This window comes from Candidatus Binataceae bacterium (assembly GCA_036495685.1).
Lineage (GTDB): Bacteria > Desulfobacterota > Binatia > Binatales > Binataceae > JAFAHS01.
On the sequence record DASXMJ010000133.1, the window covers coordinates 1 to 14,465 of the forward strand.

Genomic DNA, 14,465 nt, shown 5'->3' on the forward strand with positions numbered 1-14,465 from the left:
GATGGGAAATCACCGAAGCCCTGCAACGCGTCGGCGTCGCCGCGTTTCCTTCGATGAGCAACCAGGATCTGGCCACCAGCGAGCATCTGCGTGAACGCGGGTACCTTGTGCAGCTCGAGCATCCCGAAGTTGGACAGCGGACGCATGTTGGAATCCCCTGGACCCTCGGCGGTAAGTTTTCCAGGGTCGCATCGCCAGCGCCCATGAGAGGAGCTGACACGGATGGCGTCTTGTCGAAGCTGCTGGGCTATTCCCTAGAGAAGATCGATCTGCTTCGAAATGCCGGCGCGCTCAGCTGAATACCAATTCGATTTTTAGAATCTCGATCGCGTCTTTTCCTGAACCCAGCTGCCAGAGGAACAAGTTGACCGACAGACGTATACCTTGGCGACACCTCTTCCCCGGAACCTCGAAACAAGATCTCCGAAAGCGCACCGCAGCAAAGCGAAGCACCTGCGCCGAGGGACCGACTTTGGGGGAACAGCGCGACCTGTCTTCGGACCGAAGGATGACCACCGGGTGACGTTTTCGGTACGCACAGGTATATTGGCGGCCGGCGATGAGCCGCCAACTGCAGTAGACCAAAGTGAGCAATCCATGAAGAGCGCCCTGATTGTCGGCGGTACGGGTCCCAGCGGACCGTTTCTCGCAAACGGCTTGCGCGAGCGTGGGTACAAGGTCGCGATTCTTCACCGTGGAACACACGAAATTCCGGAGATCGGCCCCGACGTCGAGCACATTCATGCAGACCCGCATTTTCGCGAGACACTCGACCTCGCAATTGGAGGGCGCGAATTCGACGTGGTGATCGCGACTTACGGACGGATCCGCATTGTCGCTGAGGCGTTCGCCGGCAAAACCGGCCAGTTCATAGCAATCGGTGGCGTGCCCGCCTATCGCGGCTACTTCGTTCCGTCCGCCAATTTTCCCGCTGGTCTGCCGATTCCGGTTCCCGAGACTGCCCCCACGGTTGAAAGCGAAGCGGACCATCGCTTCTCATACCTGATCGCCAGCACCGAACAGGCGGTCCTCGCCGCTCACCCGCGCGGCGTGGTTTACCGCTATCCGTATGTGTATGGACCGTACCAGCTGATTCCGCGCGAATGGTGTGTGATTCGGCGCGTTCTCGATCGGCGCCCTTTCATGATCTTGGCTGACGGGGGTCTGAACCTGATGACTCATGGCTACGCTGGCAACCTGGCTCATGGCGTGCTGCTCGCGGTCGACGACGCGGATGCGGCCGCCGGTCAAATCTACAACTGCGGCGACGATCGTCAATTCTCTATTCGCCAGATTGTCGAGATTATCGCCGATGAGATGAATCACCGATTGGAGATCATTGATCTACCGGCCAAGGTCGCTTACCCGTCCCGCGGAATCAGTCTCGAAATAACGCCGCATCACAAGCTCCTGGACTTGCACAAGATCAAGACGCAATTGGGATATAGCGATCCCCTTCCTCCCGAAGAGGCGCTTCGACGTACCACGCGTTGGTATATCGAACACCAGCCCGAACGGAGTGGTGACCTCGAGAGGCGTCTTCAAGACTCGTTCGACTACGACGTCGAGGACCAGCTCGCCGCAATTTATCGCGACGCGGCTGAACGCGCCCGCGCATTCCATCGCGAGGCAGTGCCCACGCCTCATCCCTATCCTCACCCGAGGGCGCCCAACCTTACTCGCGACCATCGTAATCGCTAGGTGAGGGGCTGGCTCATTGTCTCGAATCCAAAGGGTCCGCGGCCAACTGCCCTCTCGATGTAGTCACGCTCCGCTTGGACAGGATCAGGCGGGACGAGAATGGGGAACGGCAGACGTTTTAATTACAAATTCGCAAGGGCAAAAGGCGAACGATCTATCTGAGTCCAACGGCCACGAATTCGGCAACTGCGGAGCAAACGGGAGTCGATAGATGGAGTTCCCTGAGCTCGTGCCCGGCGCAATTGTGGCTAAAGAACGCGTCTTGGTCGTGACGGGAACGGGAAAAAAGGGTCGGATTTAAGGTTGGCGCGCGACCAAAGCACTGAAACAACCTGGCTGGATTCTTTTGGTTGAAACCATGCCAAAAACGCGCTCTGCTTACCTCTAACTTCCAGGGTGCCCAGCGGCGGAGGGGCACCGTTTTGAGTTTCCAGTGGGCGAACATTTTGCGCAGGGAGATTCTCTTTGAAACGCGGCTGCGACCGCAAAAGCCAGGGAGGAATCACAATGAACAAGGATTTCGAATTTAAACAGCTGCTCCGGGCCTATCGCAAAGGCATCATCAGCGAGGAGACCTTCGAGCAAGAGGTCGGCACAATCGAGAACGGGGTCGGTACCACTAATGGCGCGGGCATAAAGGCTTTCGGCCGAAGCTTCGGATGTGAACGTGATGCGGTCCTGTATTTTCTGGACAGATTCGGCTCTGCGGAAGGTGCAGCGGAAGTGGCCCTGCGAAAGTGGGATGCGGTTTCGAAGACTGACTGCGTGCGTGGTGGTGTCCGTATGGTCGCTGAGCGGGAAGGTTACCATTCGCGAGTGTTCGAGCGGCGACTGCGTGAACTAGGGGGCACAAAGAAAGAAAATGGGAGCGATGTGGCGCGTCAACTCGAATATTACGCTGACCCTAACCTCTCCGATGCCGAAAAGCTTCTGCGTGCTACCTCTTTTGCAGGTCCCGACCCGATGAAGTTCCTTCAACCAATCTTCGACTTTGCTGAATCAATAAAAGAAGATCAGCTTACCAAGGAGATCGCGCGTTTATACGCTAAAGACGAGTTGGCTAGTGCGACTTGGCTCTACGAAGCTTGTGCGCTTCTCAATGGAAAGCCGGCCGACGCGCGCGCCTGACTGCCACTGCTAACTTAGGCTCGAACCGGACCAAACCTAACGGAACCGAGGGCTAGATGTTTCTGAAACCCTAGCCCTCGGATTCTGCGCGAGCAGGCAATTGCCTAACGCCCTGAACTCATTCGCCCTGCACATATAGACGAATTCGCGCGTACTCTAGGCGATTCCTTAAGCCGGATCGAGGCAAGACTCGTGTGTCGTTGCCCGCATCCGATCCATCAGTGACAGAGTACGATCGGTCGACGAAAGCGACCGCTCGATATAGAGTTGCGTGAGTCTGCGATTTGGTGCGGTCATGAGCCTGGGTTCACTGCAGTTCGATCCACTTTCTTCGCGCGCGCGGCTGATTATCTACATCGATTTCAAGAGTCCCTACGCGTACTTGGCGAAGGACCCGAGCTGGGCGCTAGCCGACGAACTTAAGCTCGATATCGATTGGCGTCCCTTCACCCTCGACATCCCCAGTTATCTCGGCTCGGCGAGACTCGATAAGGAGAATCGTGTTGTCGAGAGTCAGCGCACCGACACACAGTGGAGGGCGGTAAAGGCGGCCTATGGGGACGTGCGCCGCTACGGCTCCCTCCACAAACTCGTGGTGCGGGGAACCACGAAGATATGGGACTCGTCGCTGGCTGCGATCGGAATGCTGTGGGCAAAACGGCACGGAACCTTGGTGCTACGCGCGTACATGGGGGCGACGTACGAGCGCTTCTGGAAGCGCGACCTCGACATCGAAGACGTCTCAATCATCGAGGGCGTACTTCAAGAGACAGGTGCTAATACAGAAAAATTTCGCGAATACGTGTCAGGAGAGGGTCGAGAACTTCACGATCTTATCCAGCGGTCCGCCTTTGACGCGGGGATCTTCGGTGTGCCGACTTTCATCGTAGAGCGAGAGCTGTTCTTCGGACGAGAGCACCTGCCGCGCATCAAGTGGATACTCCTGGGACGCCACGGCTCGGCTCCAGACGTTGCCTATGAAAGCGGCGAACCGGTGATGACCGGCGCTACCAACCGCGCAACGCTTACGCTCGCGATCGATTTTACGAGTCCACGTGCCTATCTGGCCCATGGGCCGACCTGTGCATTGGCTGAGCAGCTCGGAATCGAAATCGACTGGAAGCCGTTTCTCGTTGAGTCGCGACCAGCGCCGATGGCACCGTCACGTGCAGAGGATCGCGGCGGGCGTCATCGGGCGATTCGCGCCGCTTACGTGCAGCGCGATTTGGCGCGGTATCTAGCCGATCGCGGCATCGTTCGCGATCTTGGCAAGGTGGCGAATTCAAGACTTGCGGCGATCACACTCCTATGGTTGGAACGCGAGTCCAAACACCTGGTTAGCAACTATGTTCAGAAAGTCTTCGAGGGCTACTGGCGGGGAGAACTTGACATCGAAGACGAATCCGCGCTCCGCGGCCTGCTGCAAAAGATTGGAGCGCCGCTGCCCGGATATGAGACGTTCGCCAGAGGAGAGGGGCTCGCCGCCCTCGATCGGGTGCGCAGCGAGCTGCTGAATGCGGGCGTCTTCGACGTGCCTGCATACATGATCGCAGGCGAGGTCTTCGTTGGCCGTGAGCACTTGCCCCTGATTCGAAATAGGCTCGGGTACCCTTGAAGACGAACCCACTCTCAGCTTCGTTCTTCAAGGAGCTGACGCGGCTGAATGGTTGTCGGAATGTGGGAAATATTCGAACATCAAGCGATCCCGATAGCTGACGAGATTGGCGTGTTTACCCATCGCCGCGCGCAGCGCGCTGCAGAGCGGCGGCGTCAGGATTGATGCGATCATTCCAAAGACGGTCGCGTCGGCGCCGCACGGCTGGCTGCCCATCAGGTAGGGCTTGTCACCGAACAGGGTGGCCAGTGAATCGATGTCAAAGGTCGCAAGCTTTGCGATTTTCGCCTTCGAAAGGCGGCCCAGGCCGTGGCCACGGAGGCGGGCGGCGTTCATCCGGCGCAGCGCGATTCTCGCGACAGGGCGCAGCGGTGCCGGGACTGCTCCGAACATCGTCGCCACGCCGTCTAGGAAATTTGCGCGATCCAGCCATCGGCTCTCGAGCATTGCGAAGTAGAGGTGGTCTTCGCACATTCGCTCGATGGCCCACGCAAGGGCTTTCTGCTGGGTACTGAGGCACGCGTCGAAATCGCGTCCGTACTTCTGCTCCAAGTGATGGCGTATGAGGGTCGAGTCCGCCACGGTCACACCCTCATCTTCGATGTAAGGCAGAAATCGCAAGGGCGCGTTGAACGGATTGCTCTGCACCTCCCGGTATTCGAGTCCGGCAAGTTTCAGGAGCATCATGGTCTTGATTACGAAGGGGCTGGAGTCGGGCGCACCCAGAAAGGGTCCGAATCGATGTAGCGTTATCATGTTCAACTGCTCACCGTGATGTGCTCTTTCCTGCTGGTCCGAGGAGTGGTTCGCGCGGAAGATAAGCGAGCCGTAAGCCGCAGGCAATTACCCGGCATGTAATAAACCGCTTTAGGGACGTTGGGATGAAAACCCCGAAGATAATGTTGGGTACGCTGTTGCGCCAGTGGCGCAAGAGCAGGAACGTCAGCCAGCTGGAACTAGCGATGCGGGCCAACACCTCGCAGCGCAACGTCAGCTTCGTTGAATCGGGCAGGACGCACCCGAGCCGCGAGATGGTTCTGAAGCTGGCCGACGCGCTCGACCTGCCACTGCGGGCGCGCAACGAAGTTCTGTTGGCCGCGGGACTTGCACCATTCTACCCAGAGCGCAGGTTGACCAGCGCGGGAATGGAACTTCCGTGCAGAATGCTCGAGCGGATGCTGGCGCATCATGAGCCATATCCGGCGATGGTGCTCGACGCCGGATGGAACCTAGTCATGCATAATCACGCCGCGGGCCGCATCATCGAACGGAGCGTCCCGGCGCTGATGTTGACGCAGTTTTCCTCGCCCGAGGGTGTGAACTTTCTCAGACTGGTGTGTGATCCGAAGGGGATGAGAAGCCGGATGCGAAATTGGCAGCATGTTGGGCGCGCACTGCTGGCGCGCTTGCGGCGCGAAGCACTGGCCAACCCGGGTGGGCCGTCAGAAGTGCTGTTGCGCGACTTACTGACGCACGACCTGCTTCCGCCATTTTCGGCGAGTGAACCACCGCTCGAAGTCGTCATGCCAGTGGAACTGGATCTCGGAGATAGCTACTTGCGGCTCTTTAATACCTTGACCACGTTCGGAACCCCGCAGGATGTGATCTTGCAGGAAATGCGGATCGAAATGTTATTTCCCGCTGACAGCTCGAGCGACGCCATTCTCCAGGAATGGGAGACTCACGCGTCGGTACCCGCATCGAACAACTCAGCGAATTGGAAGACCAACGTCCCGAGCAAACGCGTTCCTTAATCTGCAGGCGCTGACAGTGCGCATCGGGTGCACAGGGGTGGCGGTTACTCAGGAGTGGCAGCTGAAGCGAGTCGCTAGCTCAAATCCCGAGGAAAGCTGGGAACTGCTCGAGCATCGAATCTGTTCGCACCAAAGACGATCTGGACTATCTGCTGCCGGACCGCCCCTTCAGCAGCACTGCGTCAACGGCTAGTTCTCGCGAAACCCGACAAAGGTACACGTACATCTCGCTGCGCGTCCGTTTACCTGGTCTGACCAGCAAGTGATGAATGATCGCGCCGCTCATCAGATCCAGCAGAATTTCCGGATCGGAGTCGGGTCTGACGATACCGGCATCCCGTGCCGCCTCGATCACTTTCAGCATCGCGGATCGGCGCGGAAGCAAATGGTTGTTCCAATATGTTTCCATCAACTCCGGACTATTGGGAATTGAGCCAATTAGTCTGGCCGCAAGACGCCTGTACTCGGACCGGGTGACGACGTCAGCGAGCGCCTCGATCAGCGGCTCCGGCGATCTGGCGAACCTCGCGCGATCCGCCGCCCACAGCTCTCCTTCCCCTCGGGCCGTTGCGATTGCTTTTGCGATTAACGCCTCCTTCGATGACCAGCGACGATACAAGGTGGTTCGCGCGACCCCGGCGTCATCAGCGATCTGCTCCACGCTCGCGCCCTCCACACCGCTTTCGATGAAGACTTTAAGTGCGGCTCGCAGGATAGCCTGATCTGCAGCCTGGCTACGGGGCCGTCCCGGTCCCTTGGCCCGCGGACTTCGGTCATTGGGTGTCAACCTTAAGGGCGGTCTAGCCATCTTCGTGTCGTCTCTAAAGCGGATGCCCGAAGAAGCCGGTATGAGCACTGATGCCACCATCAGCTACCACAATGCTGCCGGTCATGAAGGAAGAGTCCTCGCTCGCGAGAAATAGCACTACACGCGCGATCTCCTCGGGGAGGCCCAGGCGGCCAACCGGATGGTGTTCCTCCAGAAGCCTTAGCCCTTCCCCCTCGCCGAGCGCTCTCAACAAAGGGGGTGTGGCGACGCTTCCCGGACAAACTGCATTTATTCGGATGTTCTTTCGAGCGTATTCAATCGCCGCGGTGCGCGTCAGGTTAATCACGCCAGCCTTCGCAGCGTTGTAAGCGCCGAGCATGTAGTCCGCTGCGAGGCCGGATACTGAAGCCGTGTTAACGACCGCGCCACCACCCTGCGCCACCATTTGGGGCAGGGCAAAGCGCATCCCGTAAAACACGCCGGAGAGGGAAACCGCGATGGCACGCTGCCAGGCTTCGATTGGCATGTCGCCGACCGGAGCGACTGCGCCTGCCGTGGCGACGTTGTTGTGCAAAACATCAAGCCGGCCAAAGCTATCCACCGCAAACCTCACCATCGCCTCGACCTCGAGAGGTTCGCCCACATTGGCTTTATGAAATACGCAGCAAGGCCCGGCCTCGTTGGCGACTCGGCGTCCATTTGTTTCGTCGATATCAACGACCACCACCGTGGCGCCTTCAGCAACGAACAACTTCGCCGTGGCCGCACCAATGCCGGATGCCGCGCCTGTGATGAGTGCAATTTTGTCTTCGAGTTTGCCCATTCTCGTAACCTCGTGGGGTGAAAGGAATTCGACTGCAAGTCTTACCAATAATTACGCTACATCTCTGTAGCGATATTTGTCAAGCCTACGACTATGGGAGGAATCAGCTTCTCGGTCAGTTCTGATCGGTTGGGGCGAGCACGAGTTCGCCACCGTCGACCACAAAGGTTTGGCCGGTGGCATAACTGCCCGCGCCGCTGGCTAGGTAGAGCGCGATCCCAGCGATCTCTTCGGGCTCGGCCACCCGGTGCATCGGGTTTGGATAGCGTCCTGATTTTTCAACCATCTCCACGAGGCCCATCGCCATCTCGGTGCGCACCAGTCCCGGCGCAATACAATTCACGCGAATCTTGTTGCGCGCCCATTCTTTGGCGCACACCTGTGCGAGCGTGACCAGAGCGCCCTTGCTGATCGAATAGGCTCCGATACCGAAACTTGGTCGAATCGCTTCATTGGAGGTTATGTGGATGACCGAGCCGCCTCCACGAGCTTTCATCGAAGGGAGGCACAGGCTGGAGAGGACGAATGGCGCCTTCAGGTTCACCTTCATCACCAGGTCCCAACTGGCACTGTCGGTCTTCGCGATGGGCCCGTATGCAGATGCGGTCGCCGCGTTGTTGACCAGAATATCCACGCCTCCCAGCGCTGCGATTGTTTCGTCTACCAGGCGGTGCCATTCCTTTTCATCAGCCATGTCTGCCGTGAACGCGATGCATCGGCGGCCAGTCGCTTCGATTTCGGAACGCGTCTTCTCGAGCGCTTCGCGCCCACGCGCCGCGATCGCGACGTCGGCTCCGTGCTCGGCCAGGGTGATAGCAATCGCGCGGCCGATTCCCTTTGAACCGCCAGTGACGATGGCGACCTTGTCTTTTACGGAAAAATTGACTCCCATCATTCGACTCCGCGGCAGTAGTTTGCGTTCAGTTTCTGCTTACCGATCGCGCCGACGCAGCACAATGTCGCGTCCTTCGGAGAGGCATCGAGATATTTGCGCGATCGACGGTCCCGAGATCGCGATAACGAGCTACATCGTTCTCCTCTGGTGTGTCGAAGACTGAGACGGACCGATTTTCGGATCTTCCCTCCGCTTCATGGGTTCGTGGAGACGTCTCATAGCGGGGCGGTACCATGGACGATTTCGCGGGATATCTTACCCCGAATAACGCGGCGGGACGTCGAGCCCTTTCCTCACGTAGTATTATCTCCGCTTGCTGTATAGAGGTGATATCAGCCGGTCGGACCTCGCGTCGCTCGGTGCTTTTCGCGACGCAACGGAGCAGACGGGCTCCGTGGCCGAAGGGTTAGCGGCGCACGGTTTCTACCTGCCACACCGCGTGCCAACCCCGGCGCAGACCTGACGGCAGATTCAGGTGACCCCCGATATGCTAAATGCCAACTAGGTTCAGTAAGGCTCAAGCAACCGAAGCGCGAGGTTTCCGCGAGCTTTTCGATGACATCCAAACTTTTTGCATCGTTGGACTAGAGGAGGTACGCGGATGCCCAACATTGAAAAGGCCGAAAATCTTGTTATCGGCAGCGGTGGAGCCGGCAAGTTCGTTGCCTGGACCATGGCGGGGGCGGGACGTCGCACCATCGTAGTCGAGCGGGCATTTATTCGCGGCGCCTGCCCTAACGTTGCCTGTCTCCCCAGCAAGCACATGATCTATTCAGCCAAGGTCATTTCACTGGCCAGGCGGGGCGCCGAGTTCGGACTCAAAACCGAGTCGTTAAGCGTTGACATGGAGCGCGCACAGCGACGCAAACGGCTCATGGTCGAGCGGCTACGTCAAATGCACCTGGACCGCACCCACGCGAGCGGCGCAGAACTCATCATGGGCAACGCGCGATTCGTGTCCCCGCGCACCGTCGAAATCGAGCTCAAAAGCGGCGGCACGAGAACGATTTCCGGGGACCGCGTGTTCCTTGACCTGGGTTCACGGGCGGCCATTCCAGAAATCTCCGGACTCGCAGAGGCAAAACCGATGATGCACGTGGAGGCTCTCGACCTCGACCGATTACCCGAGCATCTCATCGTGCTTGGCGGCGGCTACGTGGGCCTGGAACTCGCGCAAGCGTTCCGCCGATTCGGCGCGCAGGTCACCGTGATCGAAGAGGGTCTGCAACTTGCCAGCCGCGAAGATACCGATATCAGCGCGGCGTTGAAGGATTCGTTTGTTGACGAGGGAATCGAGGTCCTGCTCGGCACCAGCGTTCGTCAGGTCGAGGGACGGTCCGGCCAGAGAATTAAAGTCCATGCAACCGACGCCCGCGGTCAACACTCTATCGAAGGTACCGATCTACTGGTTGCGACTGGGCGGATGGCGAACACCGACGGACTCGGCCTTGAGGTGACCGGCGTTCAACTCGACCCGCACGGCTATGTCAGAGTCAACGAACGGCTGGAGACCACTAGCGAGAAGATTTGGGCGTTGGGCGACTGTGCCGGCAGCCCTCAGTTCACGCACGTCGCGGTCAACGACTTCAGCATCGTGTACGCCAACCTGAACGGTGGCAATCGGACCACCAAGGATCGGCTGATTCCGTTCTGCATGTTCACCGACCCCGAACTGGCGCGAGTCGGAAGAAACGAGTCCGAGGCGCGTCGCGACAGCATCGAATACCGGCTGGCGAAGATGCCGATGGCGGAAGTACTACGGACCTGGACGGTCTCCGAGCCGCGCGGCCTGATGAAGGTGCTGATAGCAAAGGAAAGCGACGAAATTTTGGGCTTTTCCGCGTTCGGTTTCGAGGCGAGCGAACAGATGAGCGCCATGCAGACCGCGATGCTTGGTCATCTGCCGTACACGGTGCTGCGCGACGGGATCCTGGCCCATCCCACGATGTCCGAAGGTCTGAACGAGCTATTGGCTACCGTTCCGCCGAGAAACGCATGAACCTCAGGTTGAACGGATTCACCTGCACCGATGGCGATCTCTTCAAGGTCGCGAGAGGTGAACCTAACGCAAGCCAGCCGCCATGAGTTCGATTTCAATAGGATGGGGCACGGGCGCACAGCGCTTGAACAGGTTGTGCTCATAGAAGGTGTGGCAACCGGGTAGTCTGATACCCACTGTGAAAGACCGCGGCGACGGAAAAAAGCTAAGTTTCGATTCGGTCATGCCGTGGCGGCGAAAGCCGTCTGGTAGTGCCCGAGTATCAGGTCCCATCCGGAAGCGTAGTTCTTGCGAGCTTCGCGAGTCTTGGCATCCTGTTCCCATCCGCTGTGCTCCAGTTCGACGCGGGTTCCTTCTGCTTCCGCGGTAAAGTGAATTTCGACTTGCGTGGTAACCTCCCAACTGGGCGCCCGCCAAGTAAACGCAACCAGTGACGGCGGTTCGTAAGCCGTTATCCTCCCGATCTCGTACTCGGTGCCGTCTGCTCGCCCTTCGTAAAACCGCCCGCCCACCTGTCCTTCCAGGAACAACCGGCTGTCCCGACCCCCGAAGCCGCCGGGCCACCATTCGGTGATCTTCTCGCAGAACACCTTGAACGATATTTCAGGTGTTCGAGCCACCCAGATCGATTTGCGAATCGTCATTCCTCTTCCTCAGCATATCGTTTGAACGCTTCCAGCACTTTGCCCCAGAGCGGTTCCAGCGTCTCCAACAGCTCGATCAGCTCCTGCGCCGTCCGGTTCACCGAGGGCTTCAGCTCGATGATTCGTCCGCGTTTCCCGTTGCGCATCAAATGGGCCTCGGTGGCCAGTCACGGGCGGTTGTAGCCCGGCGAACGGGATATTGACGGGGAGGATGGCGGGGCGGCGCGAGAATCTTTCGAGTCAACGACGTCCATACTTAAATTATGTAACCTAAGAGTTACGCGTTGTCAAGAATGACGCCTCAGGTTTGTCGAAACCGACTGCCCTTCCAAGAGGCGGCGAACCTGAAAAATGGAGCATTTTTCCCTTCCCAAGAGGAAGGCCGCTTGGTAGCGTCGGGTTGGATTTGTAGCTGCTCTCCCGGAAGGAGTCATGAAATGAAGGGCTCGATACTCTCCCTGTTTGCGGCTCTCATTCTCTTCGGCGCAGGCTTCAGCGCCTACGCACTTCGCGCTCCGGGTGCAGCGCCAGCATGCTGCAACCCCCAGCAGAATTGCTGTCCGAAAGAATCGTGTTGCTCGGGAGGGCAACATTGCCCGATGCATATGCATCAGTCGTAGGGTGCAGCTGGTTCGGTTGCGCCCCAGATTCGCGCCGCGAGGTTGGGATCTTGGTCGGCGCTCAAACCGCGGTCTCCCGAGAACCTCGAGATTCGGCACTCCGAATCATCGTTCTTGAAGGCCACCAATAGCTGGTTTTCCAGGCGACTCCGGAAGCGGACGTGTGTAACCCGCGTCCAAGGGCATACGCGGCCTGCTCCCCGGGTGATCCGATCGCCGGTAACCTCTCCTCTCCGAACGATCGGGATGGCCGGTGGGCGGCCGAAATTCCGAAACATGGAGAATCTGATGCCGTACGCGCACGGACGTACCTACTACGATGCCGACAGCCACCTGATGGAACTTAGCGAATGGTTGCCGCATTATGCCGATGCCGCCATCCGTGATCGCACCCGTCCTCTGTATCTAGGCGGCGCCGGGGCACCTGCCGCTCAACTTATCGAGCGGGCCCGGCTACGCGCCGGCGACGCAGAGGCGACCCGAAAATTGGAAGACAGCCTGATGGGCGCGAAAGGGTGGCTTGCGCTGGGCGCCTTCAATCCCACCGAGCGCAGCCGCGCACTCGATCTGCTCGGAGTGGAGCGGCAGCTGGTATTCCCGACTTTCGCGATCACCCAATTCCAGGGAACCGATGCGGAACTGCTCTGGGGTGGCACGCGCGCGTTGAATCGGGCGATGGGCGATTTCTGCGCGGCCGACCGGCGGCTGATCGCGGTCGGCTGGGTGCCATGGGATGATCCTGAACGCACGCTGCTCGAGGCCCGCGAGGCAGTGAAGGCCGGATGCGGCGCGATTCAGGTCAATTCGATGCCTGCCGGAAATCGCTCACCGACCCATCCGGCGTACCATCCGTTCTGGGCGTTTCTGCAGGATCACAACATCCCCTTCATGCTCCACGTAGGCGGCGGCGGCCGTCCGCTGCGGCGTGCCTTCGTCAACAACGGCAAGCCTGCGACCACCGACTGGTTGGGCGGCGGTGAATATTCGCTCCAAGGATTACATGACGCTTCATCAGATTCCCGAGCAGTTTTTGGCGGCGATGGTGCTGGACGGAATCTTCGAGCAGTTTCCCGATCTCCGTGGGGGAGTCATCGAGCAAGGCGCCCTGTGGCTGCCAGCCCTGTTGAGGCGGTTGGATTTGTGCCAAGCGATATTCAAAAAGACGGAGCCTGCGCTGCACCTGCCGTTGAAGGCGGCGGATTATCTTCGCCGGCAGGTAAAGGTGACGCCCTATCCGACCGAGCCGGTGGGATGGATCATAGAGAATGCCGGCGCGGAGACGGTTTTGTTCTCCACCGACTATCCGCATCCGGAGGGCGGCCGCGACCCCATTGCACGCTTTGAAGCGACGCTGCACTCAACCGGCGAGGAGGCGAAGGAGCAATTCTACCATCGCAATTTCGTCGTGATGATGGGCTACGAAGACTAGTCAGCGCAGAATTTCGACGAGCAAAACCCACGCGGTCGCGACGCCGATCGTCATCAAAAAAATCAGCCCCGGCACGAGCCAGTAGAGGCCGCCGAGCGTGCCCAGCGCCAGCGTTATTCCGGCCAGAACGAATGGCACCGCAGCGACTTGCGCGAATACGATCGAGAAGATTGGGCGGCGCCGGACACTCTCTTTGAGCGAGCCCAACTGTTTGAGCGAACGCAACTGCAAGCGGGTCTCAAGAAACCAGAGGATCGCACCGGCGACCGCCAGCTCTACCCCCAGAACCAGCGCCGATTGCCCGGGCACCAGAGCGATAAGCGAAATTATCATCGCGCCGAGCAACTGCACGATGGTCTCGGCGGCGCGCTCTGGCAACCCGGGAAATTCCAGAATCCGCGCGAGATTGATCGAGACCGCCACGAAGATAAGTCCGGTCAGAGTCGCCGCAACGCCGGCCGCCACCGCCAGGAATCCGGCCCATCCCGCAATGTCATACGCGGACAAAGCGCTGGCCCGTAACCTCAGCGGTCAAGATTCGAAGAAATCGAGCTCGAGAGTATTCGGCCGGCGGGTCGCATCAGTCCGCTGCCATGAGCTCCAGCAGATTGTCGTCGATGTCGCGGAAGTAGACGGACTTGCTCGGCTTGCCGTCCGCCGTCCGTCGACGCGCCGGTCCGGCAATGATCGCGATGCCGTTGCGTTTCAGAAGGTCGATCGCGCTCTGGATGTCGCCATCCCAGCGAAAGCAAATGTCGCCGCCGCCCACAGTCGGATGTTGGGCGACGAGCTCGACGCCATTCCCCTGCTGATGGATGCTCAGTACAGCACCCCCGATTGCGACTTGCCGCACCAGCACCTTACCGTCTTTTGCGTACTCAGCATGAGTCGTGATTCCAAACAGGCGATCGTAGAAGGCGCAAGTCGCTTCCAGATCGGTCGCATTGATAACGACGTGATCGATTCCGCTTACTGGTGCCATAGAGCCTCCTCCAGAGGCGCAGTCTGACCAGTTATCGACCGCACGTCCATGGCCGCGACTTGTAAATGCCGTTGTGTACAGTCGAATCGATCGCGGGTGCTCCGGT

The 14,465-nt window shown here is 59.1% G+C and carries 15 protein-coding genes; 7 read left to right on the top strand and 8 right to left on the bottom strand.

What is annotated here, in order from left to right; genetic code table 11:
- The 4 genes from VGI36_13010 to VGI36_13025 form a co-directional block, all read left to right on the top strand.
- The coding region (locus VGI36_13010) for a CoA transferase (protein HEY2486064.1) at positions 1-299 on the top strand (299 nt) is incomplete at its 5' end.
- Between the two features lie 298 nt (positions 300-597).
- Complete coding sequence (locus VGI36_13015; GenBank protein ID HEY2486065.1) at positions 598-1,701, top strand: hypothetical protein; 1,104 nt, start codon at positions 598-600, stop codon at positions 1,699-1,701.
- Between the two features lie 507 nt (positions 1,702-2,208).
- Positions 2,209-2,829, top strand: a complete 621-nt coding sequence (locus VGI36_13020) for a hypothetical protein (GenBank protein ID HEY2486066.1) — start codon at positions 2,209-2,211, stop codon at positions 2,827-2,829.
- A 271-nt stretch (positions 2,830-3,100) separates the two neighbouring features.
- The gene (locus VGI36_13025; protein HEY2486067.1) at positions 3,101-4,444 is read left to right on the top strand and encodes a DsbA family protein; all 1,344 of its coding nucleotides are present in this window, start codon (positions 3,101-3,103) and stop codon (positions 4,442-4,444) included.
- A 27-nt stretch (positions 4,445-4,471) separates the two neighbouring features.
- Here the strand turns inward: VGI36_13025 and VGI36_13030 are convergent, their stop codons facing one another.
- On the bottom strand, positions 4,472-5,200 hold the full coding sequence (locus tag VGI36_13030; protein HEY2486068.1) for a glutathione S-transferase family protein: 729 nt from the start codon (positions 5,198-5,200) through the stop codon (positions 4,472-4,474).
- A 125-nt stretch (positions 5,201-5,325) separates the two neighbouring features.
- Between VGI36_13030 and VGI36_13035 the strand changes: the two genes are divergently transcribed.
- Entirely contained in the window at positions 5,326-6,198 is an 873-nt protein-coding gene (locus VGI36_13035; GenBank protein ID HEY2486069.1) for a helix-turn-helix transcriptional regulator, read from the top strand.
- 145 nt (positions 6,199-6,343) lie between these two features.
- Here the strand turns inward: VGI36_13035 and VGI36_13040 are convergent, their stop codons facing one another.
- The 3 genes from VGI36_13040 to VGI36_13050 all read right to left on the bottom strand — a co-directional run bounded on the left by VGI36_13040 (position 6,344) and on the right by VGI36_13050 (position 8,682).
- Positions 6,344-7,006 carry a TetR/AcrR family transcriptional regulator gene (locus tag VGI36_13040; GenBank protein ID HEY2486070.1) on the bottom strand — a complete coding sequence of 221 codons (663 nt, stop codon included), beginning with the start codon at positions 7,004-7,006 and terminating at the stop codon, positions 6,344-6,346.
- A 13-nt stretch (positions 7,007-7,019) separates the two neighbouring features.
- Entirely contained in the window at positions 7,020-7,790 is a 771-nt protein-coding gene (locus VGI36_13045; protein ID HEY2486071.1) for an SDR family oxidoreductase, read from the bottom strand.
- A 115-nt stretch (positions 7,791-7,905) separates the two neighbouring features.
- Positions 7,906-8,682 (bottom strand): SDR family oxidoreductase, encoded by a 777-nt coding sequence (locus VGI36_13050; protein ID HEY2486072.1) that lies wholly within the window; start codon positions 8,680-8,682, stop codon positions 7,906-7,908.
- A 604-nt stretch (positions 8,683-9,286) separates the two neighbouring features.
- On the opposite strand from VGI36_13050, the gene VGI36_13055 reads away from it, so the two are divergent.
- Positions 9,287-10,684 (top strand): FAD-dependent oxidoreductase, encoded by a 1,398-nt coding sequence (locus VGI36_13055; GenBank protein HEY2486073.1) that lies wholly within the window; start codon positions 9,287-9,289, stop codon positions 10,682-10,684.
- Positions 10,685-10,905: 221 nt separating this feature from the next.
- On the opposite strand, the gene VGI36_13060 is transcribed toward VGI36_13055, so the two are convergent.
- Complete coding sequence (locus VGI36_13060) at positions 10,906-11,328, bottom strand: SRPBCC domain-containing protein (GenBank protein ID HEY2486074.1); 423 nt, start codon at positions 11,326-11,328, stop codon at positions 10,906-10,908.
- Positions 11,325-11,474 carry a hypothetical protein gene (locus tag VGI36_13065; GenBank protein HEY2486075.1) on the bottom strand — a complete coding sequence of 50 codons (150 nt, stop codon included), beginning with the start codon at positions 11,472-11,474 and terminating at the stop codon, positions 11,325-11,327. Before VGI36_13065 ends, VGI36_13060 begins: the two co-directional genes overlap by 4 nt.
- A 1,474-nt stretch (positions 11,475-12,948) precedes the next feature.
- Between VGI36_13065 and VGI36_13070 the strand changes: the two genes are divergently transcribed.
- Complete coding sequence (locus tag VGI36_13070; GenBank protein HEY2486076.1) at positions 12,949-13,377, top strand: amidohydrolase family protein; 429 nt, start codon at positions 12,949-12,951, stop codon at positions 13,375-13,377.
- Here the strand turns inward: VGI36_13070 and VGI36_13075 are convergent, their stop codons facing one another.
- Positions 13,378-13,884 carry a hypothetical protein gene (locus VGI36_13075; GenBank protein ID HEY2486077.1) on the bottom strand — a complete coding sequence of 169 codons (507 nt, stop codon included), beginning with the start codon at positions 13,882-13,884 and terminating at the stop codon, positions 13,378-13,380.
- A 73-nt stretch (positions 13,885-13,957) separates the two neighbouring features.
- The gene (locus tag VGI36_13080; GenBank protein HEY2486078.1) at positions 13,958-14,359 is read right to left on the bottom strand and encodes a VOC family protein; all 402 of its coding nucleotides are present in this window, start codon (positions 14,357-14,359) and stop codon (positions 13,958-13,960) included.
- Between the last annotated feature and the right edge of the window lie 106 nt (positions 14,360-14,465).

Bases quoted from the DNA above. Each gene is read 5' to 3' on its own strand.
- VGI36_13030 (HEY2486068.1), bottom strand. From the start codon at position 5,200: ATGATAACGCTACATCGATTCGGACCCTTTCTGGGTGCGCCCGACTCC.
- VGI36_13080 (HEY2486078.1), bottom strand. From the start codon at position 14,359: ATGGCACCAGTAAGCGGAATCGATCACGTCGTTATCAATGCGACCGAT.
- VGI36_13040 (HEY2486070.1), bottom strand. From the start codon at position 7,006: ATGGCTAGACCGCCCTTAAGGTTGACACCCAATGACCGAAGTCCGCGG.
- VGI36_13020 (HEY2486066.1), top strand. From the start codon at position 2,209: ATGAACAAGGATTTCGAATTTAAACAGCTGCTCCGGGCCTATCGCAAA.
- VGI36_13055 (HEY2486073.1), top strand. From the start codon at position 9,287: ATGCCCAACATTGAAAAGGCCGAAAATCTTGTTATCGGCAGCGGTGGA.
- VGI36_13015 (HEY2486065.1), top strand. From the start codon at position 598: ATGAAGAGCGCCCTGATTGTCGGCGGTACGGGTCCCAGCGGACCGTTT.
- VGI36_13035 (HEY2486069.1), top strand. From the start codon at position 5,326: ATGAAAACCCCGAAGATAATGTTGGGTACGCTGTTGCGCCAGTGGCGC.
- VGI36_13050 (HEY2486072.1), bottom strand. From the start codon at position 8,682: ATGGGAGTCAATTTTTCCGTAAAAGACAAGGTCGCCATCGTCACTGGC.
- VGI36_13060 (HEY2486074.1), bottom strand. From the start codon at position 11,328: ATGACGATTCGCAAATCGATCTGGGTGGCTCGAACACCTGAAATATCG.
- VGI36_13065 (HEY2486075.1), bottom strand. From the start codon at position 11,474: ATGCGCAACGGGAAACGCGGACGAATCATCGAGCTGAAGCCCTCGGTG.
- VGI36_13045 (HEY2486071.1), bottom strand. From the start codon at position 7,790: ATGGGCAAACTCGAAGACAAAATTGCACTCATCACAGGCGCGGCATCC.
- VGI36_13070 (HEY2486076.1), top strand. From the start codon at position 12,949: ATGACGCTTCATCAGATTCCCGAGCAGTTTTTGGCGGCGATGGTGCTG.